General features: G+C 60.1%; 18 protein-coding genes. 4 read left to right on the forward strand and 14 right to left on the reverse strand.

Features of this window, described 5'->3' with window-relative positions; all coding sequences use genetic code 11:
- The first annotated feature begins 2 nt into the window (after window positions 1–2).
- Window positions 3–158 (forward strand): hypothetical protein, encoded by a 156-nt coding sequence (locus EI293_RS22125; RefSeq protein WP_170170390.1) that lies wholly within the window; start codon window positions 3–5, stop codon window positions 156–158.
- A gap of 76 nt (window positions 159–234) precedes the next feature.
- Here the strand turns inward: EI293_RS22125 and ftsZ are convergent, their stop codons facing one another.
- The 13 genes from ftsZ to mraZ all read right to left on the reverse strand — a co-directional run bounded on the left by ftsZ (window position 235) and on the right by mraZ (window position 17,146).
- Window positions 235–1,731, reverse strand: coding sequence for a cell division protein FtsZ (gene ftsZ / locus EI293_RS14940; RefSeq protein WP_125439223.1), 1,497 nt, complete (start codon window positions 1,729–1,731; stop codon window positions 235–237).
- A 108-nt stretch (window positions 1,732–1,839) separates the two neighbouring features.
- Window positions 1,840–3,240 (reverse strand): cell division protein FtsA, encoded by a 1,401-nt coding sequence (gene ftsA / locus EI293_RS14945; protein WP_125439225.1) that lies wholly within the window; start codon window positions 3,238–3,240, stop codon window positions 1,840–1,842.
- An 84-nt stretch (window positions 3,241–3,324) separates the two neighbouring features.
- Window positions 3,325–4,089 (reverse strand): cell division protein FtsQ/DivIB, encoded by a 765-nt coding sequence (locus tag EI293_RS14950; protein WP_125439227.1) that lies wholly within the window; start codon window positions 4,087–4,089, stop codon window positions 3,325–3,327.
- Entirely contained in the window at window positions 4,073–5,590 is a 1,518-nt protein-coding gene (locus tag EI293_RS14955; protein WP_125439229.1) for a UDP-N-acetylmuramate--L-alanine ligase, read from the reverse strand. Before EI293_RS14955 ends, EI293_RS14950 begins: the two co-directional genes overlap by 17 nt.
- Window positions 5,591–5,607: 17 nt before the next feature.
- Window positions 5,608–6,708 (reverse strand): undecaprenyldiphospho-muramoylpentapeptide beta-N-acetylglucosaminyltransferase, encoded by a 1,101-nt coding sequence (gene murG, locus EI293_RS14960; RefSeq protein WP_125439231.1) that lies wholly within the window; start codon window positions 6,706–6,708, stop codon window positions 5,608–5,610.
- A gap of 90 nt (window positions 6,709–6,798) precedes the next feature.
- A complete protein-coding gene (locus EI293_RS14965; RefSeq protein WP_125439233.1) occupies window positions 6,799–7,977 on the reverse strand; it encodes an FtsW/RodA/SpoVE family cell cycle protein in 1,179 nt (392 codons plus the stop codon).
- A gap of 130 nt (window positions 7,978–8,107) precedes the next feature.
- Window positions 8,108–9,496 (reverse strand): UDP-N-acetylmuramoyl-L-alanine--D-glutamate ligase, encoded by a 1,389-nt coding sequence (gene murD, locus EI293_RS14970; RefSeq protein ID WP_125439235.1) that lies wholly within the window; start codon window positions 9,494–9,496, stop codon window positions 8,108–8,110.
- A 97-nt stretch (window positions 9,497–9,593) separates the two neighbouring features.
- Window positions 9,594–10,814 carry a phospho-N-acetylmuramoyl-pentapeptide-transferase gene (mraY, locus tag EI293_RS14975; protein WP_125439237.1) on the reverse strand — a complete coding sequence of 407 codons (1,221 nt, stop codon included), beginning with the start codon at window positions 10,812–10,814 and terminating at the stop codon, window positions 9,594–9,596.
- Window positions 10,815–10,994: 180 nt separating this feature from the next.
- Complete coding sequence (locus EI293_RS14980) at window positions 10,995–12,473, reverse strand: UDP-N-acetylmuramoyl-L-alanyl-D-glutamate--2,6-diaminopimelate ligase (RefSeq protein ID WP_211339595.1); 1,479 nt, start codon at window positions 12,471–12,473, stop codon at window positions 10,995–10,997.
- 93 nt (window positions 12,474–12,566) lie between these two features.
- Window positions 12,567–14,867, reverse strand: a complete 2,301-nt coding sequence (locus tag EI293_RS14985) for a penicillin-binding transpeptidase domain-containing protein (protein ID WP_125439239.1) — start codon at window positions 14,865–14,867, stop codon at window positions 12,567–12,569.
- The gene (locus tag EI293_RS22260) at window positions 14,851–15,582 is read right to left on the reverse strand and encodes an FtsL-like putative cell division protein (protein WP_211339597.1); all 732 of its coding nucleotides are present in this window, start codon (window positions 15,580–15,582) and stop codon (window positions 14,851–14,853) included. Before EI293_RS22260 ends, EI293_RS14985 begins: the two co-directional genes overlap by 17 nt.
- A 149-nt stretch (window positions 15,583–15,731) precedes the next feature.
- Window positions 15,732–16,673 (reverse strand): 16S rRNA (cytosine(1402)-N(4))-methyltransferase RsmH, encoded by a 942-nt coding sequence (gene rsmH / locus EI293_RS14995; protein WP_170170391.1) that lies wholly within the window; start codon window positions 16,671–16,673, stop codon window positions 15,732–15,734.
- Window positions 16,670–17,146, reverse strand: a complete 477-nt coding sequence (mraZ, locus tag EI293_RS15000) for a division/cell wall cluster transcriptional repressor MraZ (protein WP_044001392.1) — start codon at window positions 17,144–17,146, stop codon at window positions 16,670–16,672. Before mraZ ends, rsmH begins: the two co-directional genes overlap by 4 nt.
- A 345-nt stretch (window positions 17,147–17,491) precedes the next feature.
- Between mraZ and EI293_RS15005 the strand changes: the two genes are divergently transcribed.
- The 3 genes from EI293_RS15005 (at window position 17,492) to EI293_RS15015 (ending at window position 20,765) form a co-directional block, all read left to right on the forward strand.
- Window positions 17,492–17,929 (forward strand): HYC_CC_PP family protein, encoded by a 438-nt coding sequence (locus EI293_RS15005; RefSeq protein ID WP_125439241.1) that lies wholly within the window; start codon window positions 17,492–17,494, stop codon window positions 17,927–17,929.
- A 95-nt stretch (window positions 17,930–18,024) separates the two neighbouring features.
- The gene (locus tag EI293_RS15010; protein WP_125439243.1) at window positions 18,025–20,316 is read left to right on the forward strand and encodes a TonB-dependent receptor; all 2,292 of its coding nucleotides are present in this window, start codon (window positions 18,025–18,027) and stop codon (window positions 20,314–20,316) included.
- 80 nt (window positions 20,317–20,396) lie between these two features.
- Window positions 20,397–20,765 (forward strand): heavy-metal-associated domain-containing protein, encoded by a 369-nt coding sequence (locus EI293_RS15015; protein ID WP_125439245.1) that lies wholly within the window; start codon window positions 20,397–20,399, stop codon window positions 20,763–20,765.
- A gap of 83 nt (window positions 20,766–20,848) precedes the next feature.
- Here EI293_RS15015 and EI293_RS15020 read toward each other — a convergent pair whose 3' ends face one another.
- Window positions 20,849–21,424 carry a hypothetical protein gene (locus EI293_RS15020; protein WP_125439247.1) on the reverse strand — a complete coding sequence of 192 codons (576 nt, stop codon included), beginning with the start codon at window positions 21,422–21,424 and terminating at the stop codon, window positions 20,849–20,851.
- Window positions 21,425–21,444 lie beyond the last annotated feature (20 nt).

A 21,444-nucleotide genomic window follows, 5' to 3' on the forward strand; every position in this document is an offset into this window, starting at 1 on the left:
CCATGAAACCTCTCGTTCTGGTCCTGCTGGCTTTTTTGCTGGCTTCCTGCACCCTTACTCCCCGAACTTCCAAAGGCCGCCCGCTGAGCCCCGACCATGAGCCGATGGCTCCTGACCGTATCCCTCCCGATTCGGCCGCCACTGATTCCCTTCCCTAACTGGCTTACACACGCCAAGGGCCGCTCCTGTTACGGAAGCGGCCCTTGGTGTGTACTTGGTCTGTCTGCAGTCTGGCTAGTCCACGTTGTCGTGCAGGAAACGGTTGTCGCCTAACAGCTCGTTGTCATCCGACAGGTTGAAGCGGCTGATGTTCTGCTCGGAGGAAGGCACCACGTTTTCCAGCTTCACTTGCCGCCGCAGATACGCCGGAGTTTCCAGCTGGTCCTTAATGGCATCCGTGCTCAGACCGTTGCTGAGAGCCTGCAAACGCTGCCGCCGCTCTTCGGCGCGGGCATCCAACGACGGCCGGGGCAAGGCGTGGTGCGTGGTAACCGGCTGGGCCGGCTGCTGCGAAAGCACCGGCTCCGGAGCCGGCATTGACGGAGCCGATACCACGGAAGCTTCATACCCGACAGGAGCCGGCGCGGAAGTTTCCAAGTCATAGCGCGTTACGGGCTGCGGCTCGGCTGCTACCGGTACGGGTGTTCCGAACGTAGGCACCGCCGGCGTATCCTGCCGGTCTTTGTCGAAGATGTTAATCTGCGGATCGGGTTGCGACAGGGCATTTTCCGAGTCGCGGGCCACCACGTTGGTGATGTTGTGCGCGTCGCGGGCGAAGCCGGTGGCAATTACCGTCACCCGGATGCTCTGGCCCAGCGTGGGGTCGATACCGTGACCGAAAATCACCTCGGCATTCTGACCGGCCTTGTCCTGGATGTACTCCGTAATTTCCGTGAGCTCATCCATTTCCAGTTCGGCCTGGTCACCCGACATAATGCTGAGCAGGATTTTCTGCGCGCCGTGGATGTCGGTATTATTGAGCAGCGGCGAGGCCAGTGCTTCTTCGGCCGAGCGCCGGGCCCGGTTTTCACCCTCCGTGATGCTGCTGCCCATTACGGCTGCCCCTGAGTCCTTCATGACGGTTTTCACGTCTTCAAAGTCCACGTTCACGTCGGCCGTTACCGTAATAATCTCGGCAATGGATTTAGCGGCAGTACTCAGCACGTTATCGGCCTTGGCAAATGCCGAGCGAATGGGCAGGTTACCAAAAATTTCGCGCAGCCGGTCATTGAGAATCACCAGCACCGTATCGCAGTTGTCGCTCAATTCCTTGATGCCCTGCTCTGCCTGCTGACGCTTCTTCTTGCCCTCAAACATGAAGGGCGCCGTCACGATACCCACCGTGAGGATGCCCAGTTCTTTGGCTACTTTGGCAATCACGGGAGCAGCTCCGGTTCCCGTACCACCGCCCATTCCGGCCGTGATAAACACCATTTTGGTACCGTTACTGAGCAACTCCCGGATTTGCTCCCGACTCTCAATGGCGGCCTGTTTGCCGCGCTCAGGATTAGCACCAGCACCCAGACCTTCCGTCAGGTCAGCCCCGATCTGCAGGCGGTTAGGTACTGTAGAAGAAGCCAGCGCCTGCTTGTCGGTGTTGCAGATAACGAACTCCACGTCCTTGATGCCTTGGCTGAACATGTGGTTCACGGCATTGGAGCCGCCACCGCCCACACCAATCACCTTGATGATGGACTTAGACTGCGCTGGAATATCGAAGGTAAAATTCATGAGTTGGGGTCAGTTATGCATTATGAGCAATGAGTAAGGAGTGATGAATTATTAACGGCAGGAGCCATCCGATAATTCATCACTCATCACCCAGCACCCATAACTAACTTAGTATTGCTTGTCGTCGAAGTCATCAATGAGCAGCCCTTTTGTGCGGCTGATGATCTTCTGGAAGAAGTCGCCGGCACCCGACGATTTCTTGGCTTGCTCCGACGCAGGTTGAGCGGCCGGCTGGGTTTGCTGCTGCGGCTGGGCGGCTGGTTGTGGTGCAGCAACCGAAGCAGTGCGGGGTTCCGGGACAGCCCGGTAGTAATTCTGTTCGGGCTCGTCGTAGGGCCGCTGAGCCAGCCGGTCATCAATTGAGCGGTAACCAGCCAGCACCAGCCCAACGGTGGTAGCGTACATAGGCGACTTCACGGCCTCTATCTTGCTTTTACCCAGGTGCTCGTTGGGGTACCCGATACGGGTGTCCATACCAGTCACGTATTCGGCAAGCTGCACCAGGTTCTGCAGTTGCGAGCCACCACCCGTCAGCACGATGCCGGCAGCCAGCTTGTCCTGAAAGCCCAGACGCTGAATCTCGGCGTATACCAGCTCCACAATTTCCTCCATCCGAGCCTCGATGATGTAGGCCAGGTTTTTAAGGCTGATTTCCTTGGGAGCCCGGTCACGCAGACCCGGGATGCTCACGATTTCATAATCGGAAGCTTCCTCAGCAATGGCTTTCCCAAACTTTACCTTCAGCTGCTCGGCCTGGTTCTGCATCACCAGGCAGCCCTGCTTGATATCGGAAGTGATGATGTTACCACCGAAGGGTAGCACCGCCGCGTGACGGATGATGCCATCCTTGAACACCGCCAAGTCAGTTGTGCCGCCCCCGATGTCGATCAAGGCCACGCCGGCTTCCTTTTCCTCATCCGACAGCACCGACATGCTGGAAGCCAGCGGCTCCAGAATCAGGTTGTCGATTTCGAGGCCGGCCTTGGTGACGCACTTATAGATGTTGTTGATGGCTGTGCTCTGCGCGGTGATGATGTGGAAGTTGCCTTCCAGCCGCACGCCCGACATGCCCACGGGGTCCAGAATACCCTCCTCGTAATCCACCTTGTAGTCCTGGGGCATTACGTGGATGATCTGGGAACCGGGAGGCGTTACCAGCCGATACATGTCGCTGGTGAGGCGCTCCACGTCGGCCTGGGTAATTTCATTATCCACCGAGGCGCGGGTGATACTGCCGTTATGCTGCAGGCTCTTGATGTGCTGGCCGGCAATGCCCACGTTCACCACCCCGATGTTGATGCCCGATTGTTCCTCCGCCTGCCGGATGGCCTTTTTGATGGCATCTACCGTCTTATCGATATTCGACACGATACCGCGCACGACTCCCTCCGACACGGCTTTGCCCATGCCCAGAATTTCGAGCTTCCCAAATTCATTTTTACGCCCAACGAGGGCGCAGATTTTGGTGGTGCCGATATCGAGGCCGACTACAATCTTATCGTGTTGCATGAGGAAGAGGGGCGAGAGAGTTGCGGTTGGGTGCAGGGAAAGGTAGCCTAAGCCGCTATAAGGTAGCTTTTTAGGCTGATAATTTTATTCGCAGATGATCTGGTCCTTAAACTCGACGTTGACGCGATGGTACGTGTCCCAGCCAAGAACCGGGGGAATTTGACGGTAAAATACCATCAGTTTCGCGAATTTTTCTGAAATATTCTCAGGAAAGCCAAATTCTATCCTTTGGTCACCTACTTGTTGGGTAAACGAAATCTTGCCATTAGGGCCAACAAACACCTCGGCTACCTGGGCCCGCCAGAAAGGTTTCTCGTCGATGTAGCGCAGAAACTTCAGGTATTGCTCACCGGTGCTGTCCTGAAAAAAGCCAGCAGTCAGCGGCTGGCCACCCGAGCGGGAAATAGGTACTACCCGGGCGGTGAATAGGGGCGAGAGAGGCAGCCGGTTGCCATCGGCATCCAGGTAGCTATCCTGCCGCGAATCGGCATGCACGAGGCGGGCAATGGGCCGGTTCTGCCGCACATCGGCGTGCAGGTTACCGGCCAAGTCACGGTAAACCTGTGCTTCCTTTACGAAGCTGTGGGCTTTCAGCCGGGCTTCCAAGGATTTCAGATCAACCTCGCTGGGGCGGGCTCCTTCCAAGCGGTCTTCGCCTTTACGGGTGAGCAGACTGGTCACTTCCCGCTCACTGATGAAGAAGTTATTGAACTCATTGCTAATGGACACGATAACCCCGTTTACAGGCCGGTTAGCCTGTTTTACGGCAGCAAATGCTCCGAGCCCGACCAGCAGCAGCAGACAGGCGGTGGCAAACAGCAGGTTATTGGCTTTACGCTTCAGCTCCATTCCAGCGAATATCCAAAATATTCTTTAATTGAGGCACCAGTTGATCAATGTCGCCAGCCCCAACTGTGGCTAATACGTCAAAATCCGGATTGGTTTCGGCATTTCGCAAAATTTCTGCTTTGGTCTGCAACGATTTTTCAACAGCGGTTATCTGGGACAAAATTAATTCAGAGGTGACTCCAGGCATGGGTAGCTCCCTGGCCGGGTAGATGTCGAGCAGTACCACTTCATCGGCAAGACTCAGGCTTTCAGCGAATCCCGGGGCAAAGTCGCGGGTGCGGCTGAACAGGTGGGGCTGGAAAATCACGCGCAGCCGGCGGCCCGGATACAGGGCCCGCACGGAACGAAGAAAGGCCTCTATTTCGCGTGGATGGTGGGCGTAATCGTCTACATAAACTTTGGGCGCGGCGGCAGTGCCGGCCGTCAGAATAAACTCGAAGCGGCGCTTGACGCCTTTATAGGCGGCCACGGCGACGCGCAGCTGCCCGGGGCTGAGGCCGTAGAGCTGGGCCACGCAGGCAGCAGCCAGCATGTTCTCCACGTTGTGGTAGCCCGGCACGGCTAGCACCAGCCCATCGGTAATACCCTGGGGGCCGTGCAAAGCAAAATGGAACTGGTGGCCCTGGGCCGCAATGTCGGTAGCGTACAGCTCCGGTCCTTCCTCGGGCGAGAGGCCGTAGCGAATGACGCGCACGCCCGCCGGAGCCGCCGCCGCCACGCTGGGGTCGGCGGTGTGATTGATGATGAGCGTGCCGCCGGGCTGAATCTGGCTCACGAACTGCCGGAACGACTCTACCAGCGCCTCCTTGTGGCCATAGATATCCAAGTGGTCGGCGTCGGTGCTGGTGACGATGGCCACGGTGGGGAACAGAGTCAGAAAGCTCCGGTCGTACTCATCGGCCTCCACAACGACCGGAATGTTGGTGGCGAGTTGTTGGTTGTTGGTTGTTGGTTGTTCGGAGTCGGCAGCCAAGCCTTCGGAGGAGGCGGGAGAATTCTTAATTTTTAATTCTTCATTCTTAATTGGTTCCGAGGGCAGCAGCAGGTTGGAGCCCAGATTCACGCTGATGCCGCCCAAGAAGGCGGCGCAGGGCACGCCGGCGTGGTGCAGCAGGTGGGCCACCATGCTGCTGGTGGTGGTTTTGCCGTGGGTGCCGGCCACGGCAATGGTGGGCCGGCCCTGGGTGAGCAGGCCCAGCACCTGACTGCGCTTCTGAATATCGTAGCCTTGCTCCCGCAGCCAAGCCCATTCCTGGTGGTCCTTCGGAATGGCGGGCGTGAGCACCACCAGCGTCTGCGCCTTGTTTTGGCGCACTTCCAGCGGGATGTTATCAACAGCGTCCTCGTAGTGAATGGCAATGCCTTCGGCCGTCAGCTTTTCCGTGAGGGGCGTGGCTGTTTTGTCATAGCCACTCACCTCGTAGCCGTTGGCCTGGAACCACCGTGCCAAGGCCGACATGCCGATGCCACCAATACCGAGGAAGAAGACGTATTTTTTCAAGGAGCGAGGAGTTAAAGCTAGGAGTTCGGAGCGGCGGGCAGCAGTTGCAGCAGCTCGTCCACGATGGTAGCAGTGGCCTGGGGGTAGGCCAGCTGGCAGATGTTGGCAGCGAGCTGCTGCTGCCGGGCCGGGTTTTGCAGTAAGACCAACGCCTCGTCGTAGAGCACGGCACCAGCTTCAGCGTCGCGTACCAGCAGGGCGGCATCCTTCTGGGCGAGGGCCCGGGCATTTTTGGTCTGGTGGTCTTCGGCCACGTTGGGCGAGGGCACCAAGATGCTAGGCTTGCCCGTCAGGCACAGCTCCGACACCGATAACGCTCCGGCCCGCGAAATAACTACATCGGCGGCAGCGTAGGCGAGGTCCATGCGGCGCACGAACTCCAAGGCCTGGAGGTTATCGGCGGCGAAGGATGCGGCCTGCTTTTCGGCCTCGGGGAAGTAGACTTTGCCGGTTTGCCAGAGCAGCTGCACGCCCGCTTCGCGCAGACGCGGCAGGGCGGCGGCCGTGGCCTGGTTGAGCGTGCGGGCACCCAGGCTGCCCCCAATCACCAGCAGCACCGGCCGGGTGGCATCCAGCCCGAAGAACGCCAGGGCCTCGCTGCGCTGCCCATCAGCAATTTCGGTGCGGACGGGGTTGCCGGTGAGCACCAACCGGTCGGCGGGGAAGAACTGTTCCATGCCCTCATAGGCCACGCAAATGCGCTGCACCCGCCGGGCCATGAGCTTGTTGACGAGGCCGGCGTAGGAGTTCTGCTCCTGAATCAGGGCCGGAATGCCCCGGGAGGTGGCGGCCATCAGCACTGGGGCCGAAGCATAGCCCCCCACTCCCACCACCGCATCGGGCCGGAACTTCTCGATGATTTTGCCGGCCTTACGGACGGCGCGCATCACCTTGATGGGAAACAGCAGATTTTGGGGCGTGAGGCTGCGCTGCAGCCCGGCAATATCCAGGCCCACAATGTTGTAGCCGGCCTCGGGTACGCGGGTCATTTCCATACGGCCGTTGGCTCCCACGAACAGGATTTCGGCCTCGGGGTGGCGGCGGCGTACTTCGTTGGCAATAGCCACCGCCGGAAAAATGTGTCCCCCGGTACCGCCGCCGCTGATGATTAGTTTCATGAAATTTGGTTTTTGGTTAGCGGTTCTTGGTTTTTGGCTTTCTCGCCCCGTGAAGAGACCAAAAATCATCAACCAGAAACTAAAAACCAGTTAGGCGTACTGCGAAACGCGCGGAATACGGGCCGTGTCGGCGGGCTCGCCCACCATCGGGCGTATTTCCCGCTCGCCCCGGCTCACGGCCAGGATGATGCCGATGCTGATGCCGGTGAAGATGAGGGAGGTGCCGCCCATGCTCAGCAGGGGCAGCGGCAGACCGGTAATCGGGCCCAGGCCCACGGCCACGCCCATGTTCACCATGGCCTGCAGCACCAGACTAAAGCTCAGCCCCGCGGAAAGCAACCCCCCAAAGGCGCCGTAGCTGTTCATCACCGTTTTCAGCCCCCGGTACAGGAAGGCGAGGTACAAAAACACCACGACTACGCCGCCCACCAGGCCGTACTCCTCAATGATGATGGCGTAGATAAAGTCGGAGTACGGGTGGGGCATAATGTTGCGCTCCGTGCTCCGGCCGGGGCCTTTGCCGAAGATGCCGCCGGTAGCCTCGGCAATGTAGGCGTGCTCCAACTGGAAGGGTACGGGTTTGCTCTTGTCGGTGAAGCTTTCAATCCGGGACAGTACCGTTTTGTAGCGCTGTCCGGAAGTGAGCCCGACACCACCGACCACAATACCGATGGCTACCATCACGGCCATCTGCTTGAACGGCACCCGCCCAATGAACATAAGCAGCAGGCAGGTAGCAAACAGCAGCAGAGCCGTGGAAGCATTCGACAGGATAATCAGCCCGCAAATCACCCCAACCCACAGCATTACGGGCAACAGCGTAGTTTTGAAGTCCTCTACGTGCTGCTGCCGACGGCTGAGCATGGAGGCCAAGTGCGAAATCAGGGCCAGTTTGGCTAGGTCGGAAGGCTGTACCGTTTGGTTGATTACCGGTATGGTCAGCCAGCGGGAAGCGCCGTTAATGTCGCCGCCCATAATGTAAGTAAAAATCAACAGCGGTACCGAAATCAGCAGGGCGTAGAGCGAGAGGCGCGAATAGTAGCGGTAATCGATGCGGTGGGCCAGCCACATGAAGAACAGGCCCACGAAAATCAGGCTGGTGTGCTTGAACAGAAAGTACTCGGTGTTACCGCCCATCTTCTTGTAAGCCAGCGTGCCCGTTGCCGAGTACACCACCGCAATGGAGATGAACGAGAACAGCAGCACGATGCCCCAGAGAATAGGGTCACCCTTCAGATTTTGACGCAGCCAGTTGGTGATGGGTTCCATGGGCGGTGAAGTGGTGAAAGTGTAAATGAGTGAGTTGGCCGCTTGTCATTCCGAGCAAATTGAGGAATCTGGAGTAATCGTTGCACCAAGTCAACACAGATTCCTCAGTTTGCTCGGAATGACAAGCCGGTTATTCGTTGGCCTCTTCGTTAGTCTGGTCGTCGGTGAGCTGCTGCACGGCCTGGGCGAACTGTCGGCCCCGGTCCTCGTAGTTCTGGAACAGATCAAAAGAAGCGCAGGCGGGCGAAAGCAGCACCACGTCGCCGGGGGCGGCCAGGGCGGCGGCGCGCTGCACGGCCTCAGCCATACTGCGGGTTTCCTCCAGGTGCGGCACCACCCCGCCGAAGTTGGCCTTGAGCTTCTCGTTGTCGAGGCCCAGACAAATTAGGGCCTTCACGCGGTTTTCGGCCAGTGGGATGAGCGTGGAGTAGTCGTTGCCCTTATCGGTGCCGCCCGCAATCCAGACGATGGGCTGGCGGATACCGTCGAGGGCAAACCAGGCCGCTTCCACGTTAGTAGCCTTGCTGTCGTTAATGAAACGGGTGCCATTCAGCTCGCCCACGGGTTGCAAACGGTGGTCGGCGTTGTGGAAAGAGGCCAGACTGTCCTCAATCTGTTTTTTCTCGATGCCCGCCAGTCGGGCGCAAAGCACGGCGGCCAACATATTCTGGCGGTTGTGCTGCCCGATGAGCGGCGAGGCGGCCGTATTGATTTCCTCCGTTTTGCTGTAGAAACCCGGCTGCAAATCCACGCACACCCGCTCCTCATCCATGTAGTAAGCTCCCAGCTGATAGTCGGGGCGGTGGTGCAGACTGAATGGAAACTGCTGCACCGGCCGCAGGGCGGCTTTGAACGTGCGCTGGATATTCTCGTCGTCGGCGTTGTAGATGAAATAGCCCGAGCTGTCCTGGTTGCGCATGATGCGCAGCTTGGCCTGGGCGTATTCTTGCAGCGAATAGTTGTACCGGTCGAGGTGGTCGGGGGTGATGTTGAGCAGCACCGAAATCCAGGGCTGAAACGCGTAGGTATCATCCAGCTGGAAAGAGCTCAGCTCCACCACGTAGTAGTCGTACTGGTCTTCGATTACCTGCTCGGCCAGGGAGTAGCCCACGTTGCCGGCTAGGCCCACGTTCAGGCCGGCCTCCTTCAGCAGGTGGTAGGTGAGCAGCGTGGTGGTGGTTTTGCCGTTAGTGCCGGTAATGCAGATGCACCGGGCTTTGGTGTAGCGGCCGGCCAGCTCAATCTCCGAAATGATGGGTGTCTTCTGAGCCCGCAGCACCTGGATGATGGGCATTTTCTCCGGGATGCCGGGGCTTTTCACCACCTCATCGGCCCGCAGAATTTCGGCTTCGGTGTGCTGGTTTTCCTCGAAGGGAATTCCAGCCGCCTCCAGTTTCTGCCGGTAGGCGGGCTGGATGGGGCTTTTATCGGACACAAATACGGTGTGGCCCTTGGCCTGCGCCAGCAGCGCCGCCCCTACCCCACTCTCCGCGGCTCCTAAAATAACGATTCTAGACATGAGAAGTGAGAACTTAGAATTGAGAATTTAGAGCTGAGAAGGCATTATTGAGAGGGGCGAGTCTAAAATCTTAGCTCTCACTTCTGAGTTCTAAATCCTACCGCAGTTTGAGAGTTACCAGCGTCAGTACCGCCAGCATGATGCCCACAATCCAGAAGCGCGACACGATTTTGGATTCGTGGTAGCCCAGCTTCTGGTAGTGGTGGTGCAGCGGCGACATGCGCAGCAAACGGCGGCCTTCGCCGTATTTGCGGCGGGTGTATTTGAAGTAGCTCACCTGCACCATCACCGAGAGGTTTTCAATCAGGAACACCCCGCACAGCACCGGAATCAGCAACTCCTTACGCACGATGATGGCCAGCACGGCAATGATGCCGCCAATAGCCAACGAGCCGGTGTCGCCCATGAATACCTGGGCTGGGTACGAGTTGTACCACAGAAAGCCCACGCAGGCCCCCACGAAGGCGGCGCAGAAAATCACCAGCTCTCCCGAGTTCGGAATGAACATGATGTCGAGGTAGTCGGCCAGCAAAGCGTTGCCGCTCACAAAGGCGAAAATGGCCAGCGTGATGCCGATAATGGCCGAAGTACCCGCCGCCAGCCCGTCGAGGCCGTCGGTGATGTTGGCCCCGTTGCTCACCGCCGTGATGATGACGATGACGATGGGAATGTAGAAGAAGGCGTAGTACTCGTTGAAAAAGTCGCCGGCTGTGGCGAACAGGTCGCCGTAGTTCAGCTCGTTGTTCTTGAGGAAGGGTACGGTGGTAATCATCAGCTTCACGTCCTGGTAGACGGAGCTGGCATCCACGGCCGAAAACGAGCCGTTGGGCAGCGCGTACTGGCGCACGGTCACGTCATTGCTGAAGAACAGCACCCAGCCCACGGTGAGGCCCAGACCCACCTGGCCCAGAATCTTGAAGCGGCCGGCCAGCCCCTCCTTATCCTTCTTCACTACCTTAATATAGTCGTCTACGAAGCCGATCAGGCCCAGCCACACGGTACTCAGAATCATGAGCACGATGTAGATGTTGTCGAGCTTGGCAAACAGCAGCACCGGTACCAGAATGGCCAGTAGGATAATCAGCCCGCCCATCGTAGGCGTACCTTTCTTCTCCATCTGCCCCTGCAAACCCAGGTCCCGGATCGACTCGCCGATTTGCTGGCGCTGCAACGCCCGGATGAGCGGCGCACCGAAAAACTGCGCAATGATGAGCGAGGTAACTACCGCCAGCGCCGCCCGGAACGAGCTGTATTGAAACACGCCCGTACCCGGCAGGTGGTACACTTTATAGAGGTAGTTAAAGAGGTAATACAGCATGAGCGCGGGGGTCAGCAGTTGGTAGGCAGAGAATTTCCAAGCTGCAAAGATTCGGTTTTTCGTTGTTCGTTTCTTGTTTTTCGTTGCCTGTTTCTGATTATCCGTTGTTTTTCAGGCCCTTGCTTGCCTGCTTATTTATCCAGGCCAGCCCCGAACAACGAAAAACAAACAACCAAAAACTTATTTCCCCAGCAGATCAAACATCTGTTGCAGCACCTGCTTGTCGTCGAAGTCGGTTTTGATGCCGTTGATTTCCTGGTAGGTTTCGTGGCCTTTGCCAGCAACCAGCACAATATCCCCAGGGCCGGCCAGGGCTACGGCCGTTTTAATAGCCTCGCGCCGGTCGGCAATGGTCAGGACTTTGCCCTGGGCTTCAGCGGGCACGCCGGCCTGCATCTGGGCCAGAATATCGTTGGGGTCCTCGAAGCGGGGGTTGTCGGAAGTCAGCACGGCGCGGCTGGAAAGCTGGGCCGCCAGCCGGGCCATGATGGGGCGCTTGGCGCCGTCGCGGTTGCCGCCGCAGCCCACCACCGTAATTACCTGCTGGCTGGGCTGGCGGATATCGGCAATGGTCTGGAGCACGTTTTCCAGCGCGTCGGGCGTGTGGGCGTAATCCACAATGCCCGTAATGCGCGCCTTCTCCGACACCACCGGCTCGAACCGGCCCGGGGCCGAGGTCAGGCCCGACAGCACCGTGAGGACCTCCGTGGGCTCCTCACCCAGCAGCACGGACGCCCCATAAATGGCCAGCAGGTTGTAGGCGTTGAACACCCCAATCAGGCGGAACTGCACCTCGCGGCCGTCCACCGCCAGGTGCAGGCCATGCACGGCGTTTTCCAGCAGCTTGCCCCGGAACGTGCCGTTGCCGCGCATAGAGTAGGTTTCACGGCGGCCCGCCACGTTTTGCAGCATCACCGGGCCGCGCTTGTCGTCGGCGTTGGTGAGAGCAAAGGCCGACTTCGGCAGCTGATCGAAAAAGCCCTTTTTGGCTTTCAGGTAGGCATCGAAGGTGCCGTGGTAGTCGAGGTGGTCGTGGGTGAGGTTGGTGAAGATGCCGCCGGCGAAGTGCAGGCCGGTAATGCGGTGCTGCACCACGGCATGGCTACTCACCTCCATAAATACGTGGGTGCAGCCGGCTTTCAGCATGCGGGCCAGCAGCTCATTCAGCCGGATAGCATCGGGCGTGGTGTGGGTGCTCGGAATAACCTCCTCGTCAATCTGATTCTGCACCGTACTCAACAGCCCGCAGTGGTAGCCCAGCTCCCGGAACAGCTTGTGCAGCATGGTGGCGCAGGTGGTTTTGCCGTTGGTGCCGGTAATGCCCACCAGCTGCAAACGGCGCGAGGGGTGGCCGTAAAACTCAGCTGCCATGCGTGCCATAGCCTCCGCCGAATCGGGTACCTGCATGTAGGCCACGGCCGGACTCAGCTCGGCGGGTAACTCTTCACATACCACCACGGCCGTGCCCAGTTCCACTGCTTTGGCAATAAACTGGTGCCCGTCGGTAGCGGTGCCGCGCAACGCAAAGAACACCGTGCCCGGCCCGGCCTGCCGCGAATCGAGGGTGAGGCTGGCCACGGAAACGTCAGTGGGGCCGTGCTGGCTACGCACGGTTACATCATGAAGCAGAGTGGAGAGGGAAGCAGCAGAGGAATTCAAAACAAGGAGTAATGAGCAATGAACAATGAGCGGTAAGTACGGAGCCACTGGCAGCCGACTACGCGCAGCCTGAAGCCGCCAACCGGCAACCCCTCAGACTTTGGGACGAGCGGCGGACTTCACGGCGGCCGTGGCTTTTTTAGGACCAGCCGCCGTTTTTTTAGCCGCGGCTGCCCGTTTCGTGTCGGGAGAAGGCCGGGCCGCCGTGCGGGGCGTGCGGGCCTCGGCGGCCGGGTCGGGTTCGGGCGTGGGTAAAACTACGGGCGCGGGCGTGCCGCCGATGGGCTCCATCTGGAGCACTATGGTGGTGCCGCGCCGGGCCGTAGTGCCGGCCGTTACCGACTGGGTTTTCACCCGGCCCGTGCCGTAGGAACGCACCCGCAGGCCTCGATTTTCCAGCAGAAACAGCGCGTCGCGCAACGTCAGGCCCTGTACGTTGGGCACCCGGCCGGGGCGCACGGCCATCGGTTTCAGAGCCAATGAGGCTGATTCCGCATCGGCCTTCGTACGAACCCAATCGTCGGTGCCCGTGACGCCGTTGTGGCTCACGCCCAGCTGAGTGAATACCAGTGACAGTTCATCCTGCATGCCCGCCTGCACAAACGGCACCCTCGACTTAGCAACAGGAGCCCGGGCCAGCAACGGCCGCAGGCTGGCCGCGTCGCGGGCCATAGCCTTATCAGCCACTTCGCGGAACACCGGGGCCGCCACCGTGCCACCATAGATACGGCCGCGCCGGGGCGAGTCAATCACCACGATGCAGCTGTACTTGGGCTCGTCGGCGGGGAAGTAGCCGCAGAAGCTGGTGGAGTACATGCGGGTATAGTGGCCGTTCTTGAACTTCCAGGCCGTGCCGGTTTTGCCCGCAATGGAATAGCCATCGGTGCGGATGCCGCGGGCCGAGCCGTTCAGCACCACCCCTTTCAGCATCGACTGCATCTTGAGCAGGGTACTTTCGGAGCAGATTTTGGGGTTGAGCACCCGGGCCTCGTAGCTTTCCAGCACCTTGTCGGCCTGGCGGATTTCGCGCACGATGATGGGCTCAATCTTCACCCCATCGTTGGCAATGGCGTTGTAGAAAGCCAGGGTTTGCAGCGGAGCCAGCTTCAGCTCGTAGCCGATGCTCATGGTGGACAAGGAGGTGCGGCTCCAGCTCCGGTCCCGAGGGTCCTTAATGTAGGGACGGGCCTCACCGGCCATCTGGAAGCCCAGCGGCTTGTCCAGCCCGAAGGTCTTCAGGTAGTCGGTGTACTTCTCGGGCTTGGCGCTAAAGTGGTCGTTGATGAGCTTGGCCACCCCAATGTTCGACGACTGCTCAATCACCTTCTGAATGGGAATACGGCCGTTGGGATGGGTATCGGTTTTCACGGCCCCGGCAATTTTCATCATGCCGGTGTTGCCGGTATTCACGGTATCAGTCAACTCCAGCTTGGGGTTATCCTCGAACAGGGCCATCATGGAAGCCAGCTTGAACGTGGAGCCCGGTTCGGTGCGGCCCTGGTCGGCAATGGCGTAGTTGTAATCCTCGCGGTACACGCCATCGGCCACCTTGCCCAGGTTGGCCACGGCCCGGATTTCGCCGGTTTTCACCTCCATCAGAATCACGCAGCCGTACTGCGCGTCGTTGTCCACCAACGACTTGTACAAGGCGTTTTCGGCCACGTCCTGGAGGTTGATGTCGAGGGTGGTCTTGATGTCGAAGCCGGGCTGGGGCTTCACCTCGGTACCGTCGTAGATGGGCTTGTTGCCACCGGGCACCCGCTCAAACAGCGCCTCGCCGTCTTTGCCGGCCAGGTGGCGGTTGAAGGTAAACTCCAGGCCCGCCCCGTTCTTGTCCTCGTTCACGAAGCCAATGGTGCGCTGGGCCAGCCCGCCGAAGGGCCGGAACCGCTTATCTACCTTCTCGAAGATGACGCCACCCTTGTTCTTACCCGCCCGGAAAATGGGCCACTGGGCCAGCTCCTTCTTTTCCTGGAAGTTGATTTGACGGGAGTTCAGCCGCAGGTAGCGCACTTTGCCGCTCTTGGCATTTTTCAGGCGGCGCAAGTACTCCTGCGTGCTCCGGTCGCCGAAAAAGCGGGAAAGCAACAGTGCCAGGGAGTCTTTTTTCTGGCTGAACAGCGCGTCATTCACCACGCTCGGGTCCCAGGCCACCCGGTAGAAGGGCAGCGAGGTAGCCATGATGCTGCGGCCATCGGAGGCGAAGATATTGCCCCGGGTGGCAAACACGGGCTGGTACACCACGCGCCGCTCCTGCTCCAGGGCACGCCAGCGGGCCCCTTCGTTGAACTGCACCTGGGTTACCTTCCAGACGATGGCAATTGAGAACAGGCAAACACCCAGAAATGCCAGCCGGATGCGGGTGACAATACTTTTTTTAACGTTTCCTTTCATTGCGGCGGGGGGCTGAACGATTGGAGGAAGATGCGGGGGCCGTGAGTTCGGTCACGTCCACATCGATGGGGGCGGGCGGGGCGGCTTCAGTTACGGCGGCGTTGCTGTCGGTAGTTACCCGCTCGGCGGCGCGGCGCACGGAGTCGGCTTTGGCGCGGGCCGTCATAGCTACCACCGAGTCGGCCGTCAACAGGGGTACTTCTTCCAGCCGGGCCTCATCAATGTGGCCGGCCGGCACCGTGATGCGGAAGGGTGGCGAGGAGCTTTCCACCAGACCATAGGCGGCCACTTTGCGGGCTACCTCACTCTGTTTGCTGGCCTCCATATAATCCGAAGACAGCGTGGTATAGTCGGCCCGCAGATCCTCGGTTTCCAGCTTCAGCTTCTGGATGCTGCGGTTCATGCGCGTGGCGTAGTGCGTGTTGCCGATGTACACCAACGTCAGGAACATGATGAACAGTAAGTGGGGCAGGAACCGAACCGGCAGCCCCTCCCGGAACAGACCATCTACCCGCGTCACGCGCTCCAGCAGCGTAAACACGCTCCAGGAAGCGGCTACGCGCGGTTGCGCGGCCGGCCGCGCCGCCCGGGCTGGCTTCGGAGCCGGGGGGGGCGTCGGCTCTGGTTCCGGCACATATACCGGTTCCGGCACAATGGCACGAGGCGCGTTGGTGCGCGGCTGGTTCGTGACGGGTTTGATGGTATTAGTAGCCACTGTCTTTGAAATTAACAATCAGCACTCAACAACTACGAGCCAAGACGCAACGGCCTGACCACGACCTACAGTATTCCAGCGTTGCACCTGAAGCAGGGCACGTAGCGAATACCTGGCGCAGGGAAGAAGGCGGTTCTTCATTATAGGGCTCAATTCTTACTGGCGATGCGCAGCTTTGCACTCCGGGCGCGGCTGTTGAGGGCAATTTCCTCGGGTGAGGCTTCTACAGGTTTGCGGGTGAGTGCCTCAAAGGGCACGCTGGAGCGCCCGAACAGGTCCTTTTCCACCTCGCCGTAGAATTTACCCTTGGCAATAAAGTTCTTCACCAATCGGTCTTCCAACGAGTGGTAGCTCATCACCACCAACCGGCCGCCGGGGCGCAACACCTGGGCAGTTTGTTCCAGCATCTCGCGCAAAGCGGCCATTTCGTCGTTGGCCTCGATGCGCAGGGCCTGGAAAACCTGGGCCAGGTACTTGTTTTCCTTGCCCCGCGGGGTGCAGGGCGCAATGGCTTTCTTGAGGCCGGCAATGGTACTGATGCTCTGGCCGCGCCGGGCCGTGGCCACGGTGTTGGCCAGGGTGCGGGCATTGGTTACCTCGCCGTACATGCCAAAGATGCGGTGCAGCTCGGCCTCCGAGTACTCATTAATAATATCCGCCGCCGAGGCGTCCTCCCCTTCCGAGTCCATGCGCATGTCCAGCGGGCCGTCGAAGCGGGTGCTGAAGCCGCGCTCTGGCGTATCAAACTGGTGCGACGACACGCCCAGGTCGGCCAGCAGGCCATCCATGGGCAGGGCGTCGTGGCGCTTGAGTTCCTGAAAAAGCTGGCGGAAGTTGCTGCGGATGAAGGTAAACTCGGGGCGCGCCAACTGGGCTGCTTCCCGCTCGGCATCGGCGTCCTGATCGAAGCTGTAAAGGTGGCCGGGGTGCTGCAACCGCTCCAGAATGCGGGCCGAGTGGCCGCCCCCGCCGAAGGTTACGTCCACGTAGCGGCCCCCGGGCTGCAGGTCGAGGCCCTCGAGGCACTCACGCAGCATCACGGGGCGGTGGTAGGCGGTATCGTTCTGGTACTCGTTCAAGCTGTCGTTCATGCGGCCAGGGGGCCGCCAGGGCCGGGTTCGGTGGTTAAAAATTTCTGCGCCAGCTTCGAAAAGCTCTGCTGGTCTTTAATGAGGAAGTCATCGTAGCGGTCCGGGTCCCAGATTTCGCAGCGGTTACCCAGCCCCACAATAATGGCTTCCTTCTCGATGCCGGAGTAGCGCAGCATGGTGCGCGGCAGCATAAACCGCCCGATGCTGTCCAGCTCCACCTCCGTCATGCCCCGGAAAAAATTCCGCTGAAATTGCCGGTACTCCTCGTTGAACTCATCCAGCGCCATCACCTTCTCATGAATCACGCGCCACGCGGCCCGGGGGTAAAGCACCAAGCAGGGCTCGAACCCACGCACCAGCACCAGCTGGCTACCCGATGCTTCCGGCAGGTTGGCCTTCACTTTCGCCGGCAGTACCAGCCGACCTTTGGGGTCGAGCTTGCACTCGTATTCGCCGGAGAGCAGCTGGGACATGCGAGAGGTGTGGAGTGGCCATGGGAACGGGATATAGCAAAAGTACGCAACCCCCCGGAAAACCCAACCACGATTTACCATTTTCTACCACTCACAAAAACATCGTTTAAACGCTATTTGAAGCGTTTTACGATTAGCTTTCGAGGTCAGCCGCCAGAATGGCAGTTGATTCCCCCGGTGTTTTCCCGGAGGGTTTCGCTGTGGTATGGGCCCTGGCTTGCGGCGCAGGAGCTTGGTACAGCCCGGCCGTTTCCCCGACGAGCTACTGCGGCAGAGCCGTTGCCAAATTCCGCACTTACTTGGCCCGTAATCAATACCACCAGAGCCGTATCTTTGTCTCCGGATATGAAACGCCCACTGCTGCACCGACTCTTCAGCTTCTGGCTGGCCCTGCTCGTGCTCACCTCCTCGGTGGGGCTCACGGTGCAGCAGCACACCTGCCGGCAAAGCGGGCGGCACACGGCGGGCGTAGTGTTCAGTCCGGCCCGCCACGGCTGCCCGGCCCCGCAGGCCACCGCGCATCACACCAACAAGGCACAGTTTACCAAGGCCTGCTGCGAGTTCGGGGCGCATTTTCACAAGCTCGACGCACCTTCGGCCGAGCTGAGCTGGGTGAAAGCTCCGCTGCCGGCCCTGCTGCACACCTGGCCCACGGCCCCGGTGTGGCGCACGGTGCCGGCCGCCGAGGTAGCGGCTCCTGCCGCCTGGCACGCGGCCGACTCGTCGCCGCCGCCGCGGGCGGGACGAGCCCTGCTCACATTTGTGGGCGTACTGGTCGTTTAGGCTATTCTCGCTGCCGCTCCCAACCGGAGCGGTGGAGCCGGGCGCTGCGGTGCCGGCTGTTTTTCCTTGGCGAGAACTGCTAACTTCCTGACACTATGAACGCTTTATCCGGGCCTTTCCGGTTAGTGGCGGCCGCTGGTCTGCTGACCGTAGCTACCACGGCCACGGCCCAAACGCCCGACGCGACCACTGCCCCCGTGCGCGGCCAGGTGCTCGATGCTACCACCAGCACGCCTGTTCCCGGGGCCGTGGTGCGCTGGCTGAGCACGCCCACCGGCGCCACCACCACCGACAACCAAGGAGCGTTTTCCCTGCTACGCCCGGCCGGTACCGATACCCGCCTGATCATCAACTTTCTGGGCTATATGCCCGATACCGTGCAGGCCGCCAGCGGCTACCTGCGCGTGCCGCTGCGCCGCTCGGGGGAGCTGGCCGAGGTGAAGATTGAGGAGCGGGCTCCCTCCTACTCCGGCCTCACGCCCACCAACACCCAGGTCATCACCAGCCGCGACCTGACCAAATCGGCCTGCTGCAACCTGGCCGAAAGCTTTGAAACTAATGCCTCGGTGGAGGTTTCAACCACCGACGCCGTATCCGGTGCCAAGCAGATTCAGCTGCTTGGCCTGGATGGAGCCTACTCTTTGCTCACCATCGATAACCTGCCGGCGTTGCGCGGGCTGGCCACGCCCTACCGCCTGGGCTACCTGGCCGGCCCCTGGATCGAGAGCATCGACATCATTAAGGGCACAGGCTCGGTGGTGAATGGCTACGAAAGTATTTCGGGCCAGGTGAACGTGCGCCTCAAGGAGCCCGACAAGGCCGACCGGCTGCTGTTCAACGCCTATGGCAACGACCTGGGTAAGTTCGATGTGAATCTGAACCTGGCCACCCGCCTCACCAAGAAGCTCAGCACCACCCTGCTGCTGCACTCCGACCACCTGGGCCGCCGCGTGGACCGCAACGACGACCAGTTCCTGGATTTGCCGCTGGCCACGCAGTTCAACCTGTTTAATAAGTGGAAGTACATTTCCGGGACGGGGCTGGTAACGGAAGTAGGCCTGGGCGCGTTGCGCGAAACCCGCCAGGGCGGCCAGTTAGGCTACCGTGAGGACAACCCCGGCGGCTTCTACGGCACCACTCAGGAAACCGACCGGTACACGGGTTACGCCAAAACCAGCTACACCTGGCCCGGCCGCCCCTACCAGAGCCTCGGTCTGCTGCTAAGCGGCACCAGCCACGACTTCACCTCCCGTTACGGCCTGCGCACCTACGACGGCACCCAGCGCACAGGGCTGGCCACTCTGCTGTTCCAGAGCATCATCGGCACCACGGCGCACACCTACCGGGCCGGCCTGAGCTTTTTGCACGACGACTTTCGGGAAGTGTACCGCACGGGCTTCACCTATGTGACGGAAACGCCCGCCGAGCGGTATGCCCGGGAGCACCGCAACCGCCTGGAGCAGGTGCCCGGGGCTTTTGCCGAATACACCTACCAGAACGCCCGCAACCTGACCATCGTCACGGGCCTGCGCCTTGACCGCCACAACCTGTACGGCTGGTTTCTCACGCCCCGCCTCAACGTAAAGTACGACCCGGCCAAGAACACGGTGCTGCGGCTGGCCGCCGGCCGGGGCCAGCGCACGGCCAACCCCATTGCCGAAAACGCAGGCATGCTGGTCAGCTCCCGCGAGTTCGTCATCAGCCCCAACCTCCGGCCCGAAACGGCCTGGAACGTAGGCGGCTCAGTCACGCAATACTTCACGGCCTTCGGGCGGCCCGGCACCTTCATCACCGATTACTATCACACCGAGTTTGGCAATCAGGTGGTGTCGGACCCGTATTCGGCCTCGGCCCAACTGCTGATCGGGAACCTGGAGCCGGGTGGGCGCAGCTACTCCCGCAGCTTCCAGACGGAGGTGCAGGTGGAGCCGGTGAAGGGCCTCCAAGCCAAGGCAGCCTATAAATACCTGGATGTGCAGACTTCCTACGAGGGCGAATTGCTCCCTAAGGTGCTCACGCCCCGGCATCGGCTGTTCCTGAACCTGGGGTACGCCACGGCCTTTGATAAGTGGCGGGCCGATGTCACGGTGCAGGGCTTTGGGCGGCGGCCGTTGGCACATGGCCCGGGCGGCATGGGCCACCAGCACGGCACCGGCGAAAGTACCCTCACCTTCGCCCCGCGCTACGCCCTGCTCAACACCCAACTCACGCGGGCTTTCAAGCGGTTCGAGATATATGCTGGCGTCGAGAACCTGACCAACTACCGCCAGTCTAACCCCATTGAAGGAGCCAGCCAGCCCTTCGGCCCCAACTTCGATGCCGCCATGATCTGGGGGCCGGTATACGGCCGCCTCACGTATGCCGGCTTACGTTTCACCTTGCAGTAACATTGCCGCCGGTTTTCGGCACAGTTCTTTCTAGTGGTCCAAGCGGGCACTGTTCAACAACTTCCTTTGTTTTCACTCATATGAAGCATTTTCCTTCCTTCGTTCTGGCGCTTTCGCTGCTTGTTTCTTCTGCTGACGCCTTTGCTCAAGGCACGCCCAAAGCCAAAGGCCCCGCTACCGAAACACTGCAGGTAAAAACTTCCGCTGTGTGCGATATGTGCAAAGCCCGCCTCGAAAAGTCGCTGGCTTATGAGAAAGGCGTGCAGGCTGCCACCCTCGATGTACCCAGCCAGATGCTCACCGTCACGTACCGCCCCGATAAGACCACGCCTACGGCCCTGCGCACGGCCGTGCAGCAAACCGGCTACGACGCCGACAAGCAGACGGCCGACGCCCGGGCGTATGACCGCCTGCCGGATTGCTGCAAGAAAACCAACAACGTCCACTAACGAAAAACATAAAAAAGGCTCCGGAAGATATTTTTCGGAGCCTTTTTTATGCTAATGTATCAAGTAGGTAACTGGTCTTACAGCTAAGCTGCAGCGGCAGTTTGCGGCAGCATCCGAACCTCAAACTGCAGGTTGGCCTGAAACGCCAGCGGCCGGTTCAGGCGGCGACGGTTCGTTCCCGATATTTCCAGCGTAAACCACTCGGAGCGCAGAAATTCCAGCAAGTTAGGCTGGCCCAACAGTTCCATATCAATGTGGGTCGACTGCACATGACGGGAGTTGAAGGTGGCAATTGGGATTTTGCGGCTATTCGCTGTCAGAAAGCAGCTACCGCTCTCCAGAGCCCCCAGCGTGGGAGTGCCCCGACCAATGGCGTGTTCCGGATCGGGAGCCCAGGTCAGCACGGCCTCACGGAGGGTGACGGCCGTAACTCCGGGGTGCGTGAGCGACGCCAGACAGGGCAGGGAGCCGGGCAGCGTGGTTTCGCACAGAAAAATCAGATCCATCCCAGGGTCGATGCGCAGGTTTATCGCTCTGGTACTCAACCCAAAAGCAGAGCGTAGTGAGCGGCGCAGGCCTTCATGGTTGGCAATGGTGAGCGCCACTCCCAGTACGACCGGGGGGGCATTCGCAGGAACAGGGTTGACGGCAGGTTTCATGGCTGATATGAATAGGAGTG

It is taken from the genome of Hymenobacter perfusus, assembly GCF_003944765.1.
Lineage (GTDB): Bacteria > Bacteroidota > Bacteroidia > Cytophagales > Hymenobacteraceae > Hymenobacter > Hymenobacter perfusus.

Coding starts and splice junctions, on each gene's coding strand:
- EI293_RS22125 (WP_170170390.1), top strand. CDS start 3: ATGAAACCTCTCGTTCTGGTCCTGCTGGCTTTTTTGCTGGCTTCCTGC.
- ftsZ (WP_125439223.1), bottom strand. CDS start 1,731: ATGAATTTTACCTTCGATATTCCAGCGCAGTCTAAGTCCATCATCAAG.
- ftsA (WP_125439225.1), bottom strand. CDS start 3,240: ATGCAACACGATAAGATTGTAGTCGGCCTCGATATCGGCACCACCAAA.
- EI293_RS14950 (WP_125439227.1), bottom strand. CDS start 4,089: ATGGAGCTGAAGCGTAAAGCCAATAACCTGCTGTTTGCCACCGCCTGT.
- murG (WP_125439231.1), bottom strand. CDS start 6,708: ATGAAACTAATCATCAGCGGCGGCGGTACCGGGGGACACATTTTTCCG.
- EI293_RS14965 (WP_125439233.1), bottom strand. CDS start 7,977: ATGGAACCCATCACCAACTGGCTGCGTCAAAATCTGAAGGGTGACCCT.
- murD (WP_125439235.1), bottom strand. CDS start 9,496: ATGTCTAGAATCGTTATTTTAGGAGCCGCGGAGAGTGGGGTAGGGGCG.
- mraY (WP_125439237.1), bottom strand. CDS start 10,814: ATGCTGTATTACCTCTTTAACTACCTCTATAAAGTGTACCACCTGCCG.
- EI293_RS14985 (WP_125439239.1), bottom strand. CDS start 14,867: ATGAAAGGAAACGTTAAAAAAAGTATTGTCACCCGCATCCGGCTGGCA.
- rsmH (WP_170170391.1), bottom strand. CDS start 16,673: ATGAACGACAGCTTGAACGAGTACCAGAACGATACCGCCTACCACCGC.
- mraZ (WP_044001392.1), bottom strand. CDS start 17,146: ATGTCCCAGCTGCTCTCCGGCGAATACGAGTGCAAGCTCGACCCCAAA.
- EI293_RS15005 (WP_125439241.1), top strand. CDS start 17,492: ATGAAACGCCCACTGCTGCACCGACTCTTCAGCTTCTGGCTGGCCCTG.
- EI293_RS15010 (WP_125439243.1), top strand. CDS start 18,025: ATGAACGCTTTATCCGGGCCTTTCCGGTTAGTGGCGGCCGCTGGTCTG.
- EI293_RS15015 (WP_125439245.1), top strand. CDS start 20,397: ATGAAGCATTTTCCTTCCTTCGTTCTGGCGCTTTCGCTGCTTGTTTCT.
- EI293_RS15020 (WP_125439247.1), bottom strand. CDS start 21,424: ATGAAACCTGCCGTCAACCCTGTTCCTGCGAATGCCCCCCCGGTCGTA.